This window comes from Lysinibacillus sp. G01H, assembly GCF_028872195.1.
Taxonomy (GTDB): domain Bacteria; phylum Bacillota; class Bacilli; order Bacillales_A; family Planococcaceae; genus Lysinibacillus; species Lysinibacillus capsici.
The window spans coordinates 1,734,252-1,755,510 of record NZ_CP118397.1 but is presented as its reverse complement, the minus strand read 5'-3'; the positions used below and the strand labels follow the sequence as shown (position 1 = coordinate 1,755,510).

At 39.0% G+C, this 21,259-nt stretch carries 23 protein-coding genes; 7 read left to right on the top strand and 16 right to left on the bottom strand.

All coding sequences use genetic code 11. From position 1 onward, the window contains the following. Nucleotides 1-94: 94 nt before the first annotated feature. From PSR12_RS08510 to PSR12_RS08500, 3 genes are all read right to left on the bottom strand, one after another. On the bottom strand, nt 95-2,056 hold the full coding sequence (locus tag PSR12_RS08510) for a methyl-accepting chemotaxis protein (RefSeq protein ID WP_274772647.1): 1,962 nt from the start codon (nt 2,054-2,056) through the stop codon (nt 95-97). Nucleotides 2,057-2,231: 175 nt separating this feature from the next. Beyond that, on the bottom strand, nt 2,232-3,911 hold the full coding sequence (locus PSR12_RS08505) for a methyl-accepting chemotaxis protein (RefSeq protein WP_274772645.1): 1,680 nt from the start codon (nt 3,909-3,911) through the stop codon (nt 2,232-2,234). 155 nt (nt 3,912-4,066) lie between these two features. Continuing rightward, entirely contained in the window at nt 4,067-4,885 is an 819-nt protein-coding gene (locus PSR12_RS08500; RefSeq protein WP_274772643.1) for a hypothetical protein, read from the bottom strand. Between the two features lie 101 nt (nt 4,886-4,986). Between PSR12_RS08500 and PSR12_RS08495 the strand changes: the two genes are divergently transcribed. Next, on the top strand, nt 4,987-5,553 hold the full coding sequence (locus PSR12_RS08495) for a hypothetical protein (protein ID WP_054550850.1): 567 nt from the start codon (nt 4,987-4,989) through the stop codon (nt 5,551-5,553). Between the two features lie 30 nt (nt 5,554-5,583). On the opposite strand, the gene PSR12_RS08490 is transcribed toward PSR12_RS08495, so the two are convergent. From PSR12_RS08490 to PSR12_RS08460, 7 genes are all read right to left on the bottom strand, one after another. Beyond that, entirely contained in the window at nt 5,584-6,120 is a 537-nt protein-coding gene (locus PSR12_RS08490; RefSeq protein WP_274772640.1) for a DUF1572 family protein, read from the bottom strand. 62 nt (nt 6,121-6,182) lie between these two features. Next, nucleotides 6,183-7,064, bottom strand: coding sequence for a hypothetical protein (locus PSR12_RS08485; RefSeq protein WP_274772638.1), 882 nt, complete (start codon nt 7,062-7,064; stop codon nt 6,183-6,185). Continuing rightward, a complete protein-coding gene (locus tag PSR12_RS08480) occupies nt 7,057-7,572 on the bottom strand; it encodes a sigma-70 family RNA polymerase sigma factor (protein ID WP_221680797.1) in 516 nt (171 codons plus the stop codon). The genes PSR12_RS08485 and PSR12_RS08480 overlap by 8 nt, the downstream gene beginning before the upstream one ends. A 113-nt stretch (nt 7,573-7,685) precedes the next feature. Beyond that, a complete protein-coding gene (locus tag PSR12_RS08475; RefSeq protein WP_274772636.1) occupies nt 7,686-8,294 on the bottom strand; it encodes an SCO family protein in 609 nt (202 codons plus the stop codon). A 104-nt stretch (nt 8,295-8,398) separates the two neighbouring features. Beyond that, nucleotides 8,399-8,521, bottom strand: coding sequence for a YvrJ family protein (locus tag PSR12_RS08470; protein WP_004229459.1), 123 nt, complete (start codon nt 8,519-8,521; stop codon nt 8,399-8,401). Nucleotides 8,522-8,586: 65 nt separating this feature from the next. Beyond that, entirely contained in the window at nt 8,587-8,811 is a 225-nt protein-coding gene (locus PSR12_RS08465) for a DUF2922 domain-containing protein (RefSeq protein WP_274772634.1), read from the bottom strand. 14 nt (nt 8,812-8,825) lie between these two features. After that, on the bottom strand, nt 8,826-9,041 hold the full coding sequence (locus PSR12_RS08460; RefSeq protein ID WP_221680794.1) for a DUF1659 domain-containing protein: 216 nt from the start codon (nt 9,039-9,041) through the stop codon (nt 8,826-8,828). Between the two features lie 121 nt (nt 9,042-9,162). Between PSR12_RS08460 and PSR12_RS08455 the strand changes: the two genes are divergently transcribed. Continuing rightward, nucleotides 9,163-9,591 (top strand): DUF2621 domain-containing protein, encoded by a 429-nt coding sequence (locus PSR12_RS08455; protein WP_004229468.1) that lies wholly within the window; start codon nt 9,163-9,165, stop codon nt 9,589-9,591. A 625-nt stretch (nt 9,592-10,216) separates the two neighbouring features. Here the strand turns inward: PSR12_RS08455 and PSR12_RS08450 are convergent. The 4 genes from PSR12_RS08450 to PSR12_RS08435 are packed head-to-tail and all read right to left on the bottom strand — an operon-like array spanning nt 10,217 to nt 12,002. Then, entirely contained in the window at nt 10,217-10,711 is a 495-nt protein-coding gene (locus PSR12_RS08450) for a CcdC family protein (RefSeq protein ID WP_274772632.1), read from the bottom strand. A 25-nt stretch (nt 10,712-10,736) separates the two neighbouring features. After that, the gene (locus PSR12_RS08445; RefSeq protein ID WP_004229473.1) at nt 10,737-11,123 is read right to left on the bottom strand and encodes a response regulator; all 387 of its coding nucleotides are present in this window, start codon (nt 11,121-11,123) and stop codon (nt 10,737-10,739) included. A 34-nt stretch (nt 11,124-11,157) separates the two neighbouring features. Then, complete coding sequence (locus PSR12_RS08440) at nt 11,158-11,868, bottom strand: cytochrome c biogenesis CcdA family protein (protein WP_016995208.1); 711 nt, start codon at nt 11,866-11,868, stop codon at nt 11,158-11,160. Nucleotides 11,869-11,873: 5 nt separating this feature from the next. Next, entirely contained in the window at nt 11,874-12,002 is a 129-nt protein-coding gene (locus PSR12_RS08435) for a hypothetical protein (RefSeq protein ID WP_257521834.1), read from the bottom strand. 369 nt (nt 12,003-12,371) lie between these two features. Here PSR12_RS08435 and PSR12_RS08430 point away from each other — a divergent pair, with 369 nt between their 5' ends. From PSR12_RS08430 to PSR12_RS08415, 4 genes are all read left to right on the top strand, one after another. Further along, nucleotides 12,372-13,103 (top strand): FadR/GntR family transcriptional regulator, encoded by a 732-nt coding sequence (locus PSR12_RS08430; protein WP_274772627.1) that lies wholly within the window; start codon nt 12,372-12,374, stop codon nt 13,101-13,103. A 138-nt stretch (nt 13,104-13,241) separates the two neighbouring features. Next, nucleotides 13,242-13,958 (top strand): (Fe-S)-binding protein, encoded by a 717-nt coding sequence (locus PSR12_RS08425; RefSeq protein WP_274772625.1) that lies wholly within the window; start codon nt 13,242-13,244, stop codon nt 13,956-13,958. A 15-nt stretch (nt 13,959-13,973) separates the two neighbouring features. Continuing rightward, a complete protein-coding gene (locus PSR12_RS08420) occupies nt 13,974-15,401 on the top strand; it encodes a LutB/LldF family L-lactate oxidation iron-sulfur protein (protein ID WP_274772623.1) in 1,428 nt (475 codons plus the stop codon). Further along, nucleotides 15,401-16,117: a LutC/YkgG family protein gene (locus tag PSR12_RS08415; protein ID WP_274772621.1), complete on the top strand. Its 717-nt coding sequence runs from the start codon at nt 15,401-15,403 to the stop codon at nt 16,115-16,117. The genes PSR12_RS08420 and PSR12_RS08415 overlap by 1 nt, the downstream gene beginning before the upstream one ends. Nucleotides 16,118-16,153: 36 nt before the next feature. On the opposite strand, the gene PSR12_RS08410 is transcribed toward PSR12_RS08415, so the two are convergent. After that, nucleotides 16,154-17,449, bottom strand: coding sequence for an MFS transporter (locus PSR12_RS08410; RefSeq protein WP_221680789.1), 1,296 nt, complete (start codon nt 17,447-17,449; stop codon nt 16,154-16,156). A gap of 121 nt (nt 17,450-17,570) precedes the next feature. Here PSR12_RS08410 and PSR12_RS08405 point away from each other — a divergent pair, with 121 nt between their 5' ends. Further along, nucleotides 17,571-18,824, top strand: a complete 1,254-nt coding sequence (locus tag PSR12_RS08405; protein ID WP_221680788.1) for a helix-turn-helix domain-containing protein — start codon at nt 17,571-17,573, stop codon at nt 18,822-18,824. 40 nt (nt 18,825-18,864) lie between these two features. Here the strand turns inward: PSR12_RS08405 and PSR12_RS08400 are convergent, their stop codons facing one another. Continuing rightward, entirely contained in the window at nt 18,865-20,769 is a 1,905-nt protein-coding gene (locus tag PSR12_RS08400; RefSeq protein ID WP_274772619.1) for an endonuclease MutS2, read from the bottom strand. Between the last annotated feature and the right edge of the window lie 490 nt (nt 20,770-21,259).

The window sequence follows — 21,259 nt, the reverse complement described above, 5'->3', positions numbered from 1 at the left end:
AGTGGCGTTTTTTGATAAAAACGGTTGCTTTGCTCTATTAGTACGGCATTTATCAACACTTAACGCCACCCCAAATTTGGAGTGGCGTTGTGCTTTAATATTTAAACTGACTAATCAGTAGCTTTAATTCATCCGCCATATGCGCGAGTGCTTGCGCAGAGGCATTGATTTCCTCCATTGAGGCTAATTGCTCCTCTGTTGATGCCGCTACATCCTCAGACGCCGCTGCATTGCCTTTCGCGGAGAATGCCAAATCTTCGGTTACTGCTGCTACCTCTTGAACACCTGCAGACATCTGCTCAGAGGCTGAAGAAACCTCCTCCATTTTAGGGGTAATTTCATTCATACTTGTCATAATGACTTGGAATTTTGCAATGGCTTCATCGGAAATATGCAATCCACTTTGCACATCCTCTGTAACCTTCGCCATAATACTGACAGATTGCTCCGTTTCATGCTGAATCCCTCGGATAAGCTCAAATATTTGTTTAGCTGATTCCTGTGATTGCTCTGCAAGCTTCCGTACTTCGTCTGCCACGACTGCAAAGCCTTTCCCATGCTCTCCTGCTCTTGCTGCTTCGATAGCGGCATTTAAAGCAAGTAAATTTGTTTGATCTGCAATGCTTGTAATCACATCTAAAATGGATGTAATTTGCTGAGAGCGTTCATGCAATGTCTGGATTTTCGCATTGGAGTCTGCTACGGATAAATAAATGGATTGCATTTGATCCTTTGTATTTTGGACAGCTTGTCCGCCTTCGTCCGCCTGTAATGTCGCATGCTGTGAAAGGTCCGTCACTGCCGAAGAGATTTCAGCAATATGCAGAATGGCAGTAGAAAGCTCATGTAAAGAAGCTGCATTTTTAGTGGCACTCATCGTTTGAGAATCAGCGCTTGTTGCAACATCCTGAATGGAAATCGCCACTTTTTCCGTTGCAATGCTTGTCTGATTGGCATTGGCAGTTAGTTCTTCTGCTGAAGAAGCAACCTCCTCTGCATTTTGTTCAATTTTTTGAATTAGTGTCCGTAAGCTTTCTTGCATATCATTAAAGGCTTGTCCTAATTGACCAATCTCATCTTTTGACGTAATCGTTACTATTTCCGTGAGATCCCCTTTGCTGATTGTAACAGCACTATCCTTTAAGGCTTTAATTGGTTTAATGACAGCCCTCATTACAAAATAAAAAATGATGGAACTGATGATAATTGCTGCTATAAGGACTAGAATCGTATGGTATAAAATTGAGGAAGCAGACTCATCAATTTCTTTAGCAAAAATCGTTCCTGTTATTTTCCAATTTGTCAGCTCATTTGTCGTATAGAATAATAGACGATCATCACCATTAAAGACATATTCATACGTACCTGATGGACTTTCGTACATTTCATCAAGGAAGCTTTCTTTCAGCTCCCCTCCCGCTTCAAGTGTAGGATGTGAAATGACCATCTTGTCCTCTCCAAAAATAGAAGGATACCCATTTTTTCCGATTCGAATTGAATCAGCAATTTTTTGAAGATCGGTTAATTTAATATCAATTGCCACAACCCCAGCCTGATCCTTCGTCTGCTTAGCAACTGTTACTACCATATCACCCGTCCCCGCATCCTTGTATGGGTTGGTAATTAAGGTTTCTCCTTTTAAAGCTGTCGCCTCTTTATACCAATCTCGATCTAATGGATTATAGTCTGCACCATTCAATTTTGGCTCCTGTGTAAATCGACCGTCATTCATGCCAATATAAACACTCAATACATCAGCATTAAGCTTTGTATATTGCTGAAATTTAGCCACAATCGAAGCTTGTGCTTCTTCATATTGGCGCGCATCTATTTCACTACTAAATACATTAATATCACTCATTTTCTCACTAATCGTTTTGTCAATGAGCTTATTTAAAATGCCTACACTTTCATTGGCACTAAATAAGATTTCTTCTTCAATCGAGTCTTTTGCAGATAAATAAGACAAACTCCCAACAGATATGACAGGGATAAGTAATACTAGCGCAAATAGCGTATAAAGCTTGCCCTTAAAACTGCTAAATAGTTTCTTCATATATCAATCTCCTTTTGATTTTTTCAAAACCTCTCCCTCTCTTTATCTGCTTAACATTTCTCCCAAAGCTTTTATCGGACGAAAAAATTTTTTTCTAACATTTTTACGATTTTCATATTATTCAGGCTTTACCGACAAATAAAAACCCCTGTAACTAGACAGGGGTCAGTTAGATTTAGTATTTAAACGATTGAATGGATTCTTGCAAGTCTATCGCCATCTTTGCTAGATGGGTAGAGGCTGCTGCTACCTCCTCCATAGCTGCATTTTGTTCCTCTGAAGAGGCTGCAACACTCTGCACATGATGGCTTGATTTTATCGACACTTCACTCATATAGTCCATTTCCTGCACTAACTTTTCAATATCTTGATGAATTGCTTGAATGGCTGCCGTTACTAGCTCGGTCTGTGCTTGTACATCATTAATGGCATCATCAATTTGTATAAAGTTATCCCTTGCCACATTAACCTTTTCACGACCTACATGGACAGAATCATTACTATTCACCATATCTTCCTCGATAATCCTCGTGCTATCTGTAATTTGGGCCACTACTTTTTCAATATCGACTGCAGCAAGATTTGACTCATCTGCTAGCTTGCGGACTTCCTCTGCCACTACCGCAAAGCCTTTCCCATGCTCCCCGCTCCTTGCGGCTTCAATAGAGGCATTGATTGCTAGTAAATTGGTCTGTGTCGCTATACTCTTAATGACATTTACTGCTGATACTATCGCCGCTGTATTGTCATCTAAATCTTGCACACGTGTATTTAGCTCACTTGTGTTAGTAGAGATTTCATTCATTTGCGCTGTAACATCATGTACTGAAGAACGACCTGTTTGTGCCATATTTTTCGTGTTGACTGTTGCTTGATTCACGCTTTGTATGCTTGTAGAAATATCATTCATTTTCTTCAAAATATGCGCAGATAAATTTCGTACATCACCTGTTAATGTATCCTGCTGATCAATACCTTGTGCAATATCATGAATAGATTCTGTTACCACCTCTGTCGCCTGTGTAACCTCCATGCTACTTGCTGTTAGCTGTTCGGATGTTGCGGCAACTTGCTCAGAGGAATTTCCGACTTGTTTCATCATCAGTCGAAGCTTTTCTGACATACTATTGAAGGAATCTGCTAAGTGCGCAAACTCATCCTTGGTTTTAAAATGTAAATGCGTATGCAAATTCCCTTCAGAAAACTTATCCATTTCAACCACTGTTTGTTGAATATTTTTTGCGATCCGTCTACCGAATAGTGTTGCGATGATAATGCTTATAAGTAGAGAAATAGCCACTAGTATCATAATTTCGAGGCCACTTCTTTCTCCTTTTTGCTTGGTAGCCTCAATATGAGCCAGCATATCTTCTTGCTGAGCTGTTGCCATTGTTTTTCCAAAGACAACCAATTTCTGAGAGCCCTCACCTAAAATCGGTAAAGCCATTTGTTGTGCTTGCTGGTGATCCCCTCGTTGATAAAGAGGCACAATCTGTCCATCTATAGCCTTTTCCCAGTCGTCAAGCTGCGATAAAAATTGATCAAAATCTTGATTACTATCGCCTATTTCCTGAAGTCGATTAATGGACGTATGTAAGGTATTTCGGATTTCATGATGATTGTTGAGCATTTCTTCCTTGCCATATAACATATACCCACGAATAGCCGCATTCGCTCGTACGGTTTGGAACGAGATATCTTGATATAAATGGATTAATTCCGTATTGTCTTCGATTTCTGCTAATGTCTGATTATTATTATTCAAGTAGTACATAGCAATCCCTGAAATAAGCAGTAAAAAGATGAGGACAATACCAAAAGCAAATTGCAATTTCCGTTCCACAGTTAGTCTCATATGATTCCCTCTATTCTTCTATAATCCACTTGAGTATAGCCTACCTAAACCTATTAGCCTATAAAATCTATGTTTCTCCTCCTAAACTATCGCTAAAATTTAACAATAATGAGAATTTCGCATCTAAGCTATTGACAATAATATCCACTATTTCACTAGTTGAAATAGGAAGTAATCATTTGGAAACCATAGAGATAACACCAAAAGAGCGGAAGAAGCAGGAGCATTTTCAAGAAATGACCTCTTTTTTCTAAAAACTCTCGCATGCCTGAAGTCAGCATCATCGCACTCAGTAATAGTAAGCTATGTTGAGCCCCATAAATCTGCATAGAGAATGTGATAATAAGCGGTAAGATGGCTGGATAAATAGAATCTGCTAGTGATCTTTTATCCTTCGTATTGGAGGGCATGCTTTCTTTCTCTGTGGATTTAGTGGCTACTAGTTTCTTTGCAAGCATATAGACAAGCCCAAAAAATAAAATTGTATAAACAATAAATAATAGCCACGGTATTTTGCTTTCATCATTTAACAAATGAAAATAATCCTCAGCTTCTTGTGCTTGCAGTACATAATACCGTCCTGTTTTTTGATCCATTAGGAAGAATCGTTCATCCTCGACTATTACTTTCAAGGCCGTTTCCTTGCCATTATGGAAGCGTATGTATAAATCACTTACTGCTTCATGGTCTGCTGGTCGACTGCTAAGGTCCTTTTTAGTTTGTAATACTTGCTGAAGGCGATCTGTATCTTTCACCTCATAGCGGTCGACATAGAATACTTGCTTTATCGGATATAAATAGTGCTCTTTGCCATTACTTCCAGACAAATACCAAGCCTCTTTAATCGATTGAATAGGAGTATGCAGCGGCACTAGCTCCTCCCGCTGCCTTTCATTGTAAATGAAGAGTAGTAGTGTGCTTATAATCAAAACAAAGCCCAGAATAAGTGTATAAATATAACCACCCTTATACACTTTATCACCTCCTTTACCACTTTACATTTATAGTAATTATTGTCATATACGATTTACTACGCTAATAAGTTTCAGCTATACTTAAATAGAGGTGATGATGTATGAGTAGACCAGAATTATACGTACATTTAGTAGTTGGTCCTGACTGTGATTTTGAATCCATGGCCATTCGAGCAGCACTGGAATCCTTTGGTGCAGGAGTGACACTCGATTTAATTGGCAGACCAAATGATTTAATTGATATTTTATCTGGAAATGATCTTCCTCACAAAATGGATTATTTGCTATTAAACTTTCACGGCGATGAGGGGCGATTTTGTCTGCCTGAGCTAGGAGAAGAGGTATATGAAGAAAATGAACCAAGGAGTATCTATTTTGAACCTCAAGATGTCTTAACCTATTGTCAGCTACAGGGTGTCAAGGTCATTGCGGCAGGCTGTACATTAGGCTGGCAGCAGCTAGCGACAGCCTTTTTAGAGAGTGGCTGTCATTCCTACCTAGCTCCTGATGATTATATTGAGGGTAATGCTAATCTCATGTTTCTAATTCACTTTTTCTATGAGATAATCACAAATCATAGAAGTCAGCAGGAGGCATTTGAACTCGCTCAAGCGACCGACCTAGAAACAGCCTTATACAAGCTCTATTTAGCAGAAAAAAGATCGTAGCACCTACTACTTGGCTACGATCTTTCTTCTTTAGCGTTGATGTTTATCTAGCATGGCTTCAGTAAAAGCTTGTGACTGTCCTTTAGGAATACTGAGTGTTTGCCAATCAGAGCCCTTTACCAATTTGGCGATATAAATGATTTGACCGACGTGCTGTGCATAGTGTGCCATTTGTCTTTCAATAGCATCAATGATCGCTAGCCGCTCCCCTCTAATCGTGACATGCCCGTGTAAATCGGATTCTGTCAAACTCGCCAAGGCCTCTAAAAACACCTGCCAACCCTTGTCCCAAGCCGAGATAATTGCTTCTTTGGTGTGAAGACTATCCTCAAACTCATCATCCCGATTTCTCGTTGGCTTTTCTCCATCTGTCGTTAAAAAATCTGTCCAGCGGGAAATCATATTCCCACTTACATGCTTTACAATCACTGCAATACTGTTGGATTCTTCATTGTATGCCCAGTGCAATTGTGCCTCTTCCATTTGGGCAAGCGTTTTATCCCCTAGCTCTTTCACACTTTGAAATCTTTTCTGAACAACTTGTAAATAGGTTTGTGCAATTGTCATAGTCGAACCTCCATCCCTCTTTTCTATCATTCTATTATAGCTCAATTGAAATGTCTCATGACTTATTCGCCAAGAATAAAATCTCTTGCAAGGATCGCCATTTTTTCTTGAACCTCCTGAGGGTTTCCATCAAGTTGATACCCGATATGATAGACATAGCCGTTATAGTAAGAATAAAACTCATTGGCTCTAGTAGTCATTTGAAAGATTCGCTTATCCGTCTCATCGTAATTATAATAAGTATATACATAACCTTGTTCTGGTGACATCTCCCGATAAAACAGGGGATTCATAAAATTTAAGCCTATATTCGAAACTTTCATCCCTAAAGTTTCTTCCATACTTTTCGACTTCACATAGCTCGCTAAGGGATTATACTTTACATTTGTCACGGTAAAATTAATAAATTGTAAATCCACCCCAGTGGAGGATTTTTCTTTATAGCTAAATTGAAATTGCGTTTGTTGGCTACCATCCTCCATTTTTGCTGAAATTGCATAGACCTCCTGAATATTTGGTTGAAATGGTAAATTTTCAGGTTCAGTGAGATGAACGACATCCTCCAGTGATGTGGCTACTGATTGCATTGCCTCTAAACCTTGAAGTGGTGCATAATATTGGATATCTTTTGCCTGACTTAAATAATTAGCAAGTGGAAGAAAATTACTGAATGCTGTGTCTTTTCCCTCCACTTCTGTTTGAAATAAATCCGTGAATGTAGGTGTTTCTCCTTCATCCTGTGTCGCCAGCTCATCCATCGGTTTTGCGGCTTGCCAGGCAATGAATAATAAAATAGAGCAGGTAAGCATCATCGTAACGACACGATATGTCCACTTCGGCTTGGACATAACAGGCTCTTGCTGAATTTGTTGTCGAACCTTATGAATAATGGCTTCCTTATGTGCTGAAACATCTTGTAGTATCTGCATTGTATGCTTATCCATGGAAAAGCACCTCCCACTCAATATGTTGTAACTCTACTTTTAATAGCTCCTTTCCTTTCTTTAAACGTGATTTCACAGTACCTTCAGGAATCGCAAGTAACTCCGCAATCTCTTTAATCGTCATCTCCTCCAAGTAAAAATAGACAATTGCTTCTCGTGGCTTAAGTGGTAAGCTTAAAATAGCATCATCTAACAGCGCTTGTTCATCTTGACGAATCAGTTTGTCCTGCAATGTTGATTTTTGTTTGGTAAAAAATTTATGCTGAAATGTTATTTTTCTGTATGCCCAGCTTTTTAAATAATCCTTGCATTTATTGATTGTCATGCGAGCTAAATATGCCTTCATCTCTCCTCGTTCCTCATAGTGTTTTTGATGATAGAACTTAATAAACACATCCTGTACAATATCCTCGGCTATTTGTAAATCCTTTGTATAGTAATAAGCAATTCGAAACAATTGCTCCGTATGTATAGCCATTAACCGCTCGAATTTTTCATGATCAGACACGCCATCACCCTCCTTCTACACTATAAACGACTCCCAACCAGAAAAAGATTATTTTTCCAGATAGAAAAATATAAAAAAACCGCCTCAACCATTTGAGACGGTTTACTGTTACTTTATAAATTTTCATCAATATATGTTTCGATATCAGAAGCTATCGTATCTATCGGTACATCTTCAATGTTTTCAGCATAGCCATTATACATTTTGACGAGGATACCATCTTTATCGACTAAGAAAAATTGATTACCATGAATGACTTGGTCACTGTTAGGGTCGTTTTTCACTAAAATCTTTGTATTTTTCACCGCAAATTGTTCGATATATTTCTGTGAATATCCTGTAAGAAGGTTCCATTTAGATTCATCTGGAACATTGTATTTACTAAGATAATCCGCTAACACATCTGGCTGATCAACGTCTGGATCTACTGAAAAGGCAACAATGTTATAGTCCTCTACGCCTTTTTTCTGGAGCTTTTCTTGGACTTGTGCCATGTTTAATGACATGGGCGGGCAGATGGACACACAGTTTGTGAAAATATACATGCCAATCCAAGGCTTACCTTTTAAGCTTTCAAGCGAAATCGTTTCACCACGTTGATTAACATGTTCAAAATCGGGTATTTCTAGACTATAATCTGCTTTAAATTTTGAGTTTCCACATGCGCCTAGCACAGATGCACAGGCTAACAGCAGCACTAGCCCTATTAATTTACGTTTCATGTCAACACTCTCCCTAACCTACACTATCCCCATCCTAACGTAGGTTGTAAGCGTTGACAAGAACTTCTAAGTGACAGCTTTCGTACATCTTTGTGAAATCCATTTCATTTTAATGAAACGAGTGCAGCATGAATCGCATCAAGCTTTACTTCGACGCGGTGCAATAAATAAAATGACACTAAAATCGGAAAACCGATATCGGATATCATGTTCAACCACTGTTCCATCCTTCTCCTCCTCTCTCACGTTAAAAATGGTCTTTGCACTTCTCGTAGCAAAGACCATTGTTGAATTATTCTGTTACTACTTCAAATTCTGTGACTTGACGATCTACAATACGAGCTCCCTTTATGGCTGACAGTGCACCACCTTGCCCAGTAAACACATTTTTAGCCATAATCGTTGCCATTGCCTGCTGAATGTCAGTCACCGTGATATTCGGCTTCGGTGCTTCAATCGAAAGGGTTGTCGTTTTCCCATCAGTTGTGGCAAATTGCAATTCTAGAACTTGTGTCATTCTGTGATCCCTCCTTAAGATAAATCGTGTGTTTCCTGTTTCGCAATGCCAGCTAGTGACTGTGATGAAAGACTAGCAATGGCATAAGCAACAGCTAACAAATCGTCCGCACTATGTGTATTGTTAATATTTCGATACGATTTCGTTGTGAACGTAGGCTTATTATTCTCATCATAGCCATCCACATATTTGAGACGCAGTGTAGCATTTACAAAGTTAACGTTAGCCATGTAGCATCACCTCCCTTCTGCATACTATATAAAGGCGAATTGCTAAAAAAGGGACATTAAGGATGAATTTTTTTTCAGAAGCTTTTATAATAGAGTGAGAGAAGGCAAAGAGGTGAACGATTTGTTACAAGGTTGGTTTTTATGGTTTATTTTATTTTGGGTTGTCGTCCTCATTTCATTGATGGCTATTGGTGGATTCTTCATGTTCCGCAAATTTTTAAAGGCACTCCCAAAGCAGGATGGAAAATCAGATTTAGATTGGCAAGAATATTATTTAGATAAAACCGTTCACTTGTGGGGACAAGCTGAAAAAGAATTACTCTATGAACTCGTAAGCCCTGTACCTGAGCTTTTTAGACAAGTGGCTAAGGAAAAAATTGCAGGAAAAATTGGCGAGCTCGCATTAGAAGAAAAAGCAGCAGCCATTAACAATGACCTCATTATTCGCGGCTATATCCAAGCAACACCAAAACGCGATCACAAATTTTTACGCAAAAAATTAGAGCAAATGCAAATTGACATCTCCCCCTATGAACATCTATTCGAATGAGTAAACGCTGCACAAAGATTTGTGCAGCGTTTTTTACTTAGCTATGCGATATTGTCCTGACCTGTATTTTTAAGAAGCTATCCTGCACTTAGCTAATTTTATCCTCTTCATTTTGACCTCTTTCCATGCTTTGCTGCTCTATCCGCTACTTTTGAAGTTCTATCCGCCACTTTTATGAGGCTATCCTGCACTTTGCTAGCTTTATCCTCTTCATTTGGACCTCTATCCATGCTTTGCTGCTCTATCCGCTACTTTTGAAGTTCTATCCGCCACTTTTATGAAGCTATCCTGCACTTTGCTAGTTTTATCCTCTTCATTTGGACTCCTATCCGCGCTTTGCTGCCCTATCCGCTACTTTTGAAGTTCTATCCGCTACTTTTATGAGGCTATCCTGCACTTTGCTAGCTTTATCCTCTTCATTTGGACTCATCTCCGCGCTTTGCTGCTCTATCCGCTACTTTTGAGGTTCTATCCGCTACTTTTATGAAACTATCCTGCACTTTGCTAGCTTTATCCTCTTCATTTGGACTCATCTCCGCGCTTTGCTGCTCTATCCGCTACTTTTATGAGGCTATCCAGTTCCTCCCGCGCTTAAAAGCATAAAAAAACTACACCAGCTTCAGTACTAGTGTAGTTTTGGAATTGTTTTTTTGACACGTTTAAACTGGATGAGCATTGCGATACGCCAAGGTACTAACATGGCAAAGGCTAATATCCAGAACATACCTGCTAATTCACCGACATCGATGGAGCTACTTAAAATCATTTTCGCCACCACTCGGAATATTAACAATCCGATTAATATAAAAGCGAATGCTTTTGAACGTTTTAAATAAATATCTCGACCCTTTACTTCAAATTTAGAAGTAGCAATTAATATTGTCGAGAACACCATTCCTACAGCTGCCGCCTCTAAGATTTGCATTGGTGGTACACGGAATTGTTCAAATAAAAACATCAGTGCACCAGAGGACATCGCTATTGGTGGAATAATAATTTTCTTCTCATTTGTCGGCATTTTGGAAGCTCTCATTCGTATGACCATCACAAAGCACCCCATAAGAATGGCCATAATGGTCGACCCTATAACATAATAGTGAGAAGGGATACTGCTTAACATAAAAAAATCCTCCTCTAATGTCTAATTAACAATTTTGTCCAAGTAATTGATCAGCAACAGCCTTTAATCGTTCTGGCTCGAAAGGCTTTGTAATAAAATCCTTTGCCCCACTCTCAATCGCTTCTACGATTAATTTTTGCTGACCTAATGCTGTTACCATAATGATTTTTGCATCTGGAAATTCTGGGATGATTTTTTTTACGGCTGCAATACCTGTCATAACGGGCATCGTTACATCCATTGTGACTAAATCTGGTTGTAACTCTCGATACATCGCCACAGCTTCCTTACCATTTACTGCCTTACCGACTACCTCATAACCCCATTCTGTAAACATATTACTGATTGCAACACGCATAAATAGCGTATCATCTACTACTAAAACTGTAGGCACATGTTCATCTCCCTCCACGTTAAAGTTCGGTATGCCTCTTTAGTTTAACAAATTAAAACCCTGTAAATCCACCGAAAATAGGCTGTAAAACGCGTGTAATATACGTTAAGCCATCAAAGAATAATAAAATCCCAACGGCAATCATGATGTACCCACCGATTTTTACAATTTTCTGGCTGTGTGTACGAATCCAAGTCATTCGTGAAATGAAGAAAGATAGCACGAAGAATGGAATGGCGAATCCTAAATAATACGCAAACATATAGCTAAAGCCCGCACCTGGGTTTGTACTTGCTAACATGATAATCGATGCAAGGATTGGTCCTGTACATGGTGTCCAACCTGCCGCAAAGGCAATACCAATTAAGACAGACCCAAAATAGCCAGATGGTCTATTTTTAAATTGGAACTTTCGATCCTTCATTAAGAAGTCTATCTGCAATAATCCCACAATCATTAAACCGAATACGACGATTAAAATAGCCCCAACCTGTCGTAATAATGTTTGATAATTCAGGAAGAATTCTGCTGCATATGAAGCACTTAGTCCAATAATGATAAAGATAATGGAAAAGCCTAGTAAAAAGAATAGTGTGTGGAAAATGGCACGTTTTTGTAGCATACCTTTTTCGGATTTTAGCTCATCTAATGTCATACCCGTTATGTACGATAAAAATGCTGGATATAGTGGAAGAGTACATGGTGAAATAAAACTTAAGAACCCTGCACCAAAAGCTAAAAATACGTTAATATCAGATCCCATATTTTTTATTCGCTCCTTACAGTTACTGCATCCATCGTACCAAAAAATAAAATAAAAAGCGCCCTTCTAGTTTGTGAACGTTTCATGGCAAAATGATGAGATTTTTGAGAAGTCCCATCAAGCTCCTTCTGCATTATGCGCTCCTGTTGATTTTCTGTCAACAAAATCCGCCAATCTTCCCCCCTTTTCAAAAAGAGTATAGCTAATTTTTCTACCTTTTTCTTGACAGTGTCGATTGCTTGTCATTAATGTTGAAAGAAGCTTCTGTTTTTCATAGACACTATCACGCTCATGTTATAGTAAAAAACTATTTATTTTATACTCATCGTTTAAATCATCTGGATATAAAGTCATCAGATGACCTTATTATAGGTTTATTATTCTTTCCTCAAATTTCGACAGTCTTCTACTCTACACAAAGTGTTCATGTTAAACCATGAGTAAATGACTTATTTTCATGTATAATAATGATAGCAAATGAGCGAAAAAAAGAGGTGTAGCCCTTGGAATTAAGAAAGATTAGACCAAAAAAGATCTATGAAGAAGTATCCGAAATATTGCATGACAAAATACGAGCTGGTGTCCTAAAGCCAGGTGATCGACTTGACTCAGTTGAGCAGCTTGCCGAGCAATTACAAGTGAGTCGTTCCGCTGTACGGGAGGCATTATCTGCCTTAAAAGCAATGGGATTAATTGAAATCAAACAAGGCTCTGGAACGTTTGTCAAAAGTGTGCCAGCCCATCAGCTTGACTTTCCTTTATCCACAGCTATGTTAACGAATAGACAGGATATCGCTCATTTACTAGAAGTGCGCAAAATTATTGAGGTGGGAGCAGCAGGACGTGCAGCGCTCCAACGTACAGATCAGGATATTCTAGCAATGGTACAAATTTTAGAGGATATGAAGCAGGCACATGGTGATGGTGAGCTTGGAGAAAAAGTAGATTATCAATTTCACGCAGCTATTTCCAATGCCTCTCAAAATCCCCTACTCACTACAATTTTAGATCAAATTTCTGGTTTAATGATCGAAACGATGAAAGAGACACGGCGAATTTGGTTGTACTCACAAAAAACAACGAGCGAACAATTATATGATGAACATATGCAGATTTTCCTCGCGATTAAACAGCAAAATGAAGAGCTAGCCAAGCATGCAATGGCATCTCATTTAAGCAACGTTGAAAAAGTGCTATTACAATATTTCGAAACAACAGAATCCAATTCACACTAAAGACTACCTAGTACACGCTAGGTAGTTTTTCTTTTCTGAAAATTCATAAAAAACGTTTTCACTTTTTCAAATTTGTTGTAAGATTAAATTATTGATAAGTCATCTGATGACCAGTTGTTTATAAAAGGAGCGATGAATATGAAAGTCACACTATTCGCCACTTGCTTAGTGGATATGTTTCAAGGGGATGTGGGAAAAGCAGTTGTGGAAGTATTAGAAAGACTAGGCTGTGATATCGACTTTCCAGAGGATCAAATTTGCTGTGGGCAGCCTGCTTACAATAGCGGCTATGTCGAAGAATCAAAAAATGCGATAAAAAAAATGATCACAGCCTTTGAGCATGCTGAATATGTAGTCTCTCCCTCTGGTTCCTGCGCTTATATGTTGAAGGAATATCCAGAAGTGTTTAAAGGAGACCCCATATGGAAGCCAAAAGCGCAAGCATTAGCAGCTAAAACCTATGAATTCACAGAGTTTATTGTCAACGTATTAATGATAGAAGATGTAGGAGCGTATCTAGAAGGTAAAGCTACTTATCATACGTCATGCCATATGACAAGATTACTTGGTGTGAAAGAGGCACCCTTCCAATTATTAAAGAACGTCAAGGGCTTGCACTATGTGGATCTCCCTGGTAAGGATCGATGCTGTGGATTTGGCGGTACATTTTCAGTGAAAATGGGCAATATTTCTGGAGAAATGGTCAATGAAAAAGTACTGAACGTGGAAGAAACAGGCGCTGACATTTTAATAGGAGCTGACGCAGGCTGCTTAATGAATATCGGTGGTCGCATTCAACGTCAGGGTAAGCCAATTAAAGTGATGCATATTGCAGAAGTGTTAAATTGCCGATAAAAGGGGGAAATAAACATGGCCATGAAAACAAGTGATGATCGGTTTCAACAACGTGTCACGAAAGAGCTAGATAATCAGTTTATGCGTCGTGCGGTTTCGAGTGCCCAAGAACGTTTTCAAACACGCCGCCTTCAACAAGCAGAGGAATTAGGACATTGGGAAGAATGGCGTTCTCACGGAGAGGAAATTCGCAAGCATGTTTTAGCAAACCTTGATTATTACCTTTATCAATTAAGTGAAAATGTTGCCAAACGAGGTGGGCATGTGTTCTTTGCGCAAACTGCACAGGAAGCAACCGACTATATTCAAAGCATTGCTATAAAGAAAAATGCGGCAAAAATTGTGAAATCCAAATCAATGGTGACAGAAGAAATTAACTTAAATACAGCTTTAGAAGGGCTTGGTTGTGAAGTGATTGAGACAGACCTAGGTGAATATATTTTGCAGGTGGCAGATCACGAGCCCCCTTCGCATATTGTGGCGCCAGCCTTGCATAAAAATAAGGAGCAAATTCGAGATGTTTTTAAGGAAAAACAAGGCTACAGTCAAACAGAAAAGCCAGAGGAACTTGCCCTTTATGTACGTGAAAAATTAAGACAGGAATATTTAACAGCCGATATTGGTATTACAGGCTGTAATTTTGCTATTGCTGAAAGTGGATCCATTACACTCGTTACGAATGAGGGCAATGCTGATTTAGTAACAGCGCTGCCAAAAACACAAATCACAGTTATGGGAATGGAAAGAATAGTTCCTACCTTTGAAGAAATGGAGGTCCTTGTTAGTTTATTAACAAGAAGTGCTGTCGGTCAAAAGCTAACGAGCTATATTACAACGTTAACAGGCGTAAAAGACGAAGAGGATACGGATGGACCCGAGGAATTTCATTTAGTTATTGTCGATAATGGACGCTCGGCTATTTTAGGTAGTGAATTCCAGCCTATTTTACAATGCATTCGCTGTGCTGCCTGTGTCAATGCTTGCCCTGTCTATCGTCATGTTGGTGGGCATACGTATGGCTCTATCTACTCTGGACCTGTAGGTGTTGTACTCTCTCCACTTTTAGGAGGCTACGATGATTTTAAAGAACTGCCCTATGCTTCTACATTGTGCGGTGCTTGTACAGATGCATGCCCTGTTAAAATACCATTACATCAGCTCATTCATCGCCATCGACAGGTCATTGTTGAAAATGAGGGCAAGGCACCTATCTCTGAAAAGCTTTTAATGAAGGCATTTGGTCTAGGGGCTGCCTCCCCTACCCTTTATAAAATGGCGACAAGAATGGCTGCACCTGCCATGTCTCCATTTACCAAAAACAAGACTATTTCTAAAGGACCAGGCCCCCTAAAAGCATGGACCGAGGCAAGGGATTTCCCTGCACCAAGTAAAGACAGCTTTAGAGACTGGATGAAGCATCGTACAAAAGGAGGCGGGCAATAATGACTGGTATGATTCAGCATCGAGAAACCTTTTTAGCAAATATTGCGCAGCAGCTCGGGCGTTCGCCTAAGACAGAACTTCCGAGACCAACTTGGCAGTATCAGCCACAGGATCGTGTGCTCAAAGATGCGACAAAGGATGAATTGGTAGAAATATTAATCAAGCAGTGCACCAACATCCATACCAATATTGTCATTTCTAGCACTGCCACACTTCCAGAGGTTTTACAGGATGTTGTTGACAATTATGGAGGTCAGTCCGTTATTACATGGAAGGATAAACGGTTCCAAGACTACGGATTATCCGCACTTATGAACGAGCAATGGCCACGAGCCAATATTCAGCTTTATGAATGGGATTCACAGCAACCTGAGGAAAATATCCGTCAAGCTGAAAAAGCAAATATCGGGATAACCATTAGTGAAATGACGTTAGCAGAATCGGGAACTGCCGTGCTTTTTAGTAGCAAAGATAGAGGGAGAAGCATTAGCTTTTTACCTGAAAAGTCAATCATTTTCATTCCTAAAAGTACAATTGTGCCTCGCATGACACAGGCAGCTCGTTGGCTTAGTGAAAAAATCCGTCAGGGTGAAAAAATTGCTTCCTGTATCAACTTTGTTACGGGACCAAGTAACTCAGCCGATATCGAAATGATTCTTATCGTTGGTGTCCATGGCCCTATTCAAGCAACCTATATTGTCATTGAGGATCAGTAAAAGAACAGGCATGCATTTCACCGCATGCCTGTTCTTTTAAGTTGTGGTGTTCGCGACCCCTTCTGGGAGAGCTGCTTTTTCATAATACTCTGGATGTGCCTCTTTTAAAATAGATGAGCGCAGCATCACAAGTGAAATGATAATAATAATGACACTCGTTACTGGTAAAATAATAGTTGCTGGTAATGTATCATATAACATGCCATAGACTACCATACCAATCGGCATCATAGACATCGCCATCGTTTCCATTAGCCCAAAAACACGCCCACGATACTCTTCCGCAATGATTTTTTGCATATACACACCGATGGGCATATTTATTCCCATTTCAAAAATTGCGAAAATAAAGTAAATGATGAGATAGAAGATCACGATAGCTATATAAGAAAAATCAGTGACTAATGGGATGACTGCTAAGCCGACACTTCCCGCCAATAGTAATAAGCTGATTTTCGAAAAGCGTAAAGGTACCTTTACTTCAGGTCTTGTTGCGAAATAAAGGGATGCTAAGAGCATACCTAAAGCACCAGATGCTTCAATAAAGCCAAAGTGTGTGGATTCTATTTTTAGCAATTCAATAATGATGTACGTTCCTCCAACAGCGATGGCAGAAAAGAATAGATTGATCCATAATGCTACCCACATAATGGTCTTAATGACGTTTCGTTGCTTGATATAATGAAAACCACTTTTCAGCCCTTCCCACATCTTTTCTTTTTTCGTATCTTCCCCTCTTGTACTATAAAGGTTAAAGTCCATTGTTGCCTCTAAACAAAAGGCAATCGCATAGGCCACCATATTCACCATTAAAAACACATCCATATTAAAAAACCCATACATCATACCACCAACGACTGGTCCTCCAATTGCAGCTACGGACATTGACATTTGGTTAAATGACATCGCACGTTGTAATCGCTCTGGATTGACAAGTGTGGCAATAGCAGATGAAAACGTTACACCAGAAAAGGCCGAGCAAATAGTATTAAAAACAGTAGCTATGTATATAGCATAAACAGACATTCCTACTGTTTCTGTATAAAGCAGTAATCCCCCTACTGTCAAAATGGTTCCTGCCTGTGCTATTAATATTGTGCGTTTTTTTGAAAAATTATCTGCGACATAGCCTGCTAAGGGTGCCACAAGTGCGCGTGGTAATACTGAACAAATCATATTGGTAGCGAAACTCATTGCCGACCCAGTCATCGCTAAAATATACAAGCTAATACCGAATGCCATGACATTTGCTCCCAACATGGCAATCATTTTACTCGCCGTGAACGTCCATAAGTGATAGGTCGCCTTTTTCAATTTTTCCGCTTCATTCATCTAAACCCCTCCATTATTTAACTAAATTAAAAAGTTTAATTAGGTTAAACAAAATATACCATAACTCCCTCTTTTCACGCAAGCAAAAGTTTAATATAATTAAACAAAAGGAGGCGAGGCAGTGGACTCTTTAGGCACACGAATTCGCAAATTAAGGAAAGATCAAAAATTAACATTAGAGGCACTTGCCGGTGATCGTCTAACTAAAGGAATGTTAAGCCAAATAGAAAATGATAAGGCCAAGCCTTCCATGGAAAGCCTTGACTATATTGCTGAACGTTTAGGTGTAAAAGCTAGTGCATTACTGGAAGAAGTAACCCCATCCTCCATTCGCCAGCTATTAGAGCAGGTTGAAAGTTTATTTGCAGAAGTAAAACGTGGTGATGCTGATCATCATCAAGAAATTGTCGATTTAATTAAGCCGTCTGTGGAGAGCCTGCCTCAAAGCTATGAAGCTGGCCGTTTATTGTATATTTACGCAGATGCCCAGTATGAAGCTGGATTAACAACATGGGAAGCCCCGCTTCAGCAAGCCCGCACTATTTTTAAGGAGATTAATTTACTCAGTCATTGGTTCAAAACCTTTATCCTAGAGATGGCTATTTTAGCAGCAAAACGTCAATATACATTAGCTTACGATCGTATCCTACAGGCAAAGGAAATTATCGAACAAGAGGACTATCAGCTCGATTCTCGTGATGCCTTATTAATGACTTATTATACAAGTATTTTCCAACTTGCAATTGGTGAGCATGAGGAAGGGAAAAAACTAATTCAAGAGACGATTGCCAATGCTCATAAAAACCAACTGTTCTATCAGATTGATAATATGTACAGAATTGGTGCCTATTGTGCCATGATTGATCGTGATTTTGAACAAACCAATCATATGTTTATGAAACTGGAGCAATATCAGGCATTTGCTGAACGTGTTGAGGTTGATGCTTTTATCTTTGTATTGAAGGCACATTATTATAATAATTACAGCTATAATTATGAGCAGGCTCTGATCGAAATAGAACGTTTTTATCAGCTTAGACACGATGAGTATTTAGACAAGCTAGATCCAAATTTTTATTATGCTGAAAAAGGAAAATCCTTATATTTACTTGGACAATATGAGGAGGCGAAGGCTGCATTCGAACAATATAAACACAGACCGATCTATATTAGTCATCCATATGATATTTTAAGCTTGAATGAATGCTTTTCCTATAAAGCCCTTTGCTATGCCCATTTTGGTGAGCTAACAACAGCCTATGAAATTGCAAAAATGGCCTATACAGATTCACTGGATTTAGTGGATTTGCCCTATAAACGAAAAATTGAGGAAGTCTATCGAACAATTAAGGCACAGATTGATTCCATAACTTAATTAGTAAAGGGATTGCACGAGGCTGTGCAATCCCTTGTTTTTATTGCTGACGATCACTCTTTATTTGTTTATGGATCTTGCGTAACGCTTTTTTCGAACCACGTTCGATATCATGCTGAAGCTTCCGATCCTGATAGTCTACAAATAATGTCTCTAAATCATATCCTTCAGGGTATAATTCTGTTGCAGGTAATTCAAGGGCAAGCCGCTTTACATTCACCTCTAGTATTTGCCCCTGATAGAATACGCTGACATTATTGTACGGATTCATTTCTTCATATACCAATCCCACATCATCATAGTCCAATAATTTCACACGATCCCCTTTGGCAAATGTATACGCTGCTGCCAAGCTTTTTTTCTCTTCTTTAGGCTTTCGAATTTTACTATCCTGAACGAGCGTCAGCTGATATTCTTTATTATTTATATAATCCTTTGCTCTTTGTAAAACAGTTTCGCGGACATTCATTTTTTTAGAAATCCATAAGGCATTGCTTTCTCCAGAGGTGCCGATGAGTAATTGGTACAAAGGCTCTAATGTTTCAGCATGGAAGCGCATTGCCGCATTCATAAAATCAGGATGCATTTCAGAAAATCGTTTAATTTCACCATAATGTGTAGTTGCCACAGTTATACAGCCCATTTGATAAAATTCTTCTAATATCGCAATGGCTAGTGCAGCTCCTTCATTTGGTTCTGTTCCACTGCCAATTTCATCAAACAGTAAGAGTGTATGATTATTAGCAGCTCTCATAATATCTGAAAGATTTTTCATATGAGAAGAAAACGTACTAAGTGCATTCTCTATACTTTGATTATCGCCAATATCAACAAAGATATGATCAAATACAGCCATTTCCGTTCCTTCGTCCGCTACAATATGGAAGCCCGACATCGTAGCTAATGTTAAAAGGCCAATGGTTTTCAACACAACTGTTTTCCCACCAGCGTTTGGACCTGTAATAATTAAGCTACGGTAGTCTTTTGCAATGGAAAATTGAAGGGGTACCGCATTTCCTGGTAGTAATGGATGCTTACCATTGATCAGTTGAATATAACCGAAATCATTTATACGCGGCTCCCTACCACCAATTTGTCTACTGAACTTTGCTTTGGCAAAAACCATATCGTATTGACTAATCAACTCCATGTTAATGGTGATTGCATGAAGATGTTCCATCAGTAGCCCTGATAAAGACGCTAAAATCTGATATTCCTCTACGGCTTCCTCAGCCTTTAAGGTAGCTAATTCTACATTTAATTTAGCGATAACACTTGGCTCCATAAAAACGGTTGCCCCTTTTGAGGAAATTTCAACGACCGTTCCCTGTACATGATTTTTATAGGTCGCCTTAATCGGAATCGTATAGCGATCATCCTTTTGACTAATAAAAAATTCCTGAATATACGGTTTATTGGCACTGTTATTTAAAAATTTCGTTAAACGTTCTTTAATTTTTTCCTCTGTCGTTTCCATATGATGTCGGATGCGTTTTAATTCACGACTAGCAGCCGAATCTACACGATTGGCTTTGATCGCAAAATTAATCTCCTCCTCCACGCTTTTAAATTCAGCCATAGAATGAGCGTAAGAGGAAAGAACAGGCGCAAAAAATGTCTTATCTAACATAAATTTTTTGATGTTGCGGCAGCCCCGTAAAAAATCGGAGATACTCACTAGCTCACTGGGATCTAGAAGCATCCCCTTCTCAAGCTTCGTCATGATATGCTCAATATTTGATACCCCTAAAAACGGAACATGCCCCTCTGCATCCAATATTGCACGAGCTTCTGTTGTTTCATTCAACCGATTTTTTACCACTGCTAAGTTTGAGCTGGGCATTAATTTATCTAAAAGCTGTTTTCCTAACCCGCTGACACAGTAGGATTTAACGATGTCCTTTAATTCATGATATTGTAATTTTTCAAGTGTAGTATTATTCATTTCTTTTTGCTCCTCATTGTTATGTTTTATCATACATGAAGATACCTACCCAATAAATAGATAGCAATGATGGTTTAAACAACATAAAAAAGCTGCGAGGAATCCCCACAGCTCTATCTTTAAAAGGCGCGTTTTCCTGGCATCACAAATAAAACTTCAGCTAATTGAAGTTTCATCCTATATGCCACGCTTAATAAAGTATTGTAGGTATCTACATAGGTTGTTGAAATAGGTCCATGACAAAATAAGGGGTGTTCATAACATGTATCCCCTGCTGTCGTCATCGCCACTATTTCATTCAATTTTTACCTAGTTAGAACCTACCGCACTCACAAAAAGCACCTCTCATTAATTGATCATTGTTATCTAATTATTGACATTTTACTATATGCTAACAGGAAAGTAAAGGTACCTACCTTCAAAAGTTTTCTCCTATTTTTGTCAAATCTATCAAAAAAGACTCTATTGTTAGCCTCATCCCGCTCAGTGC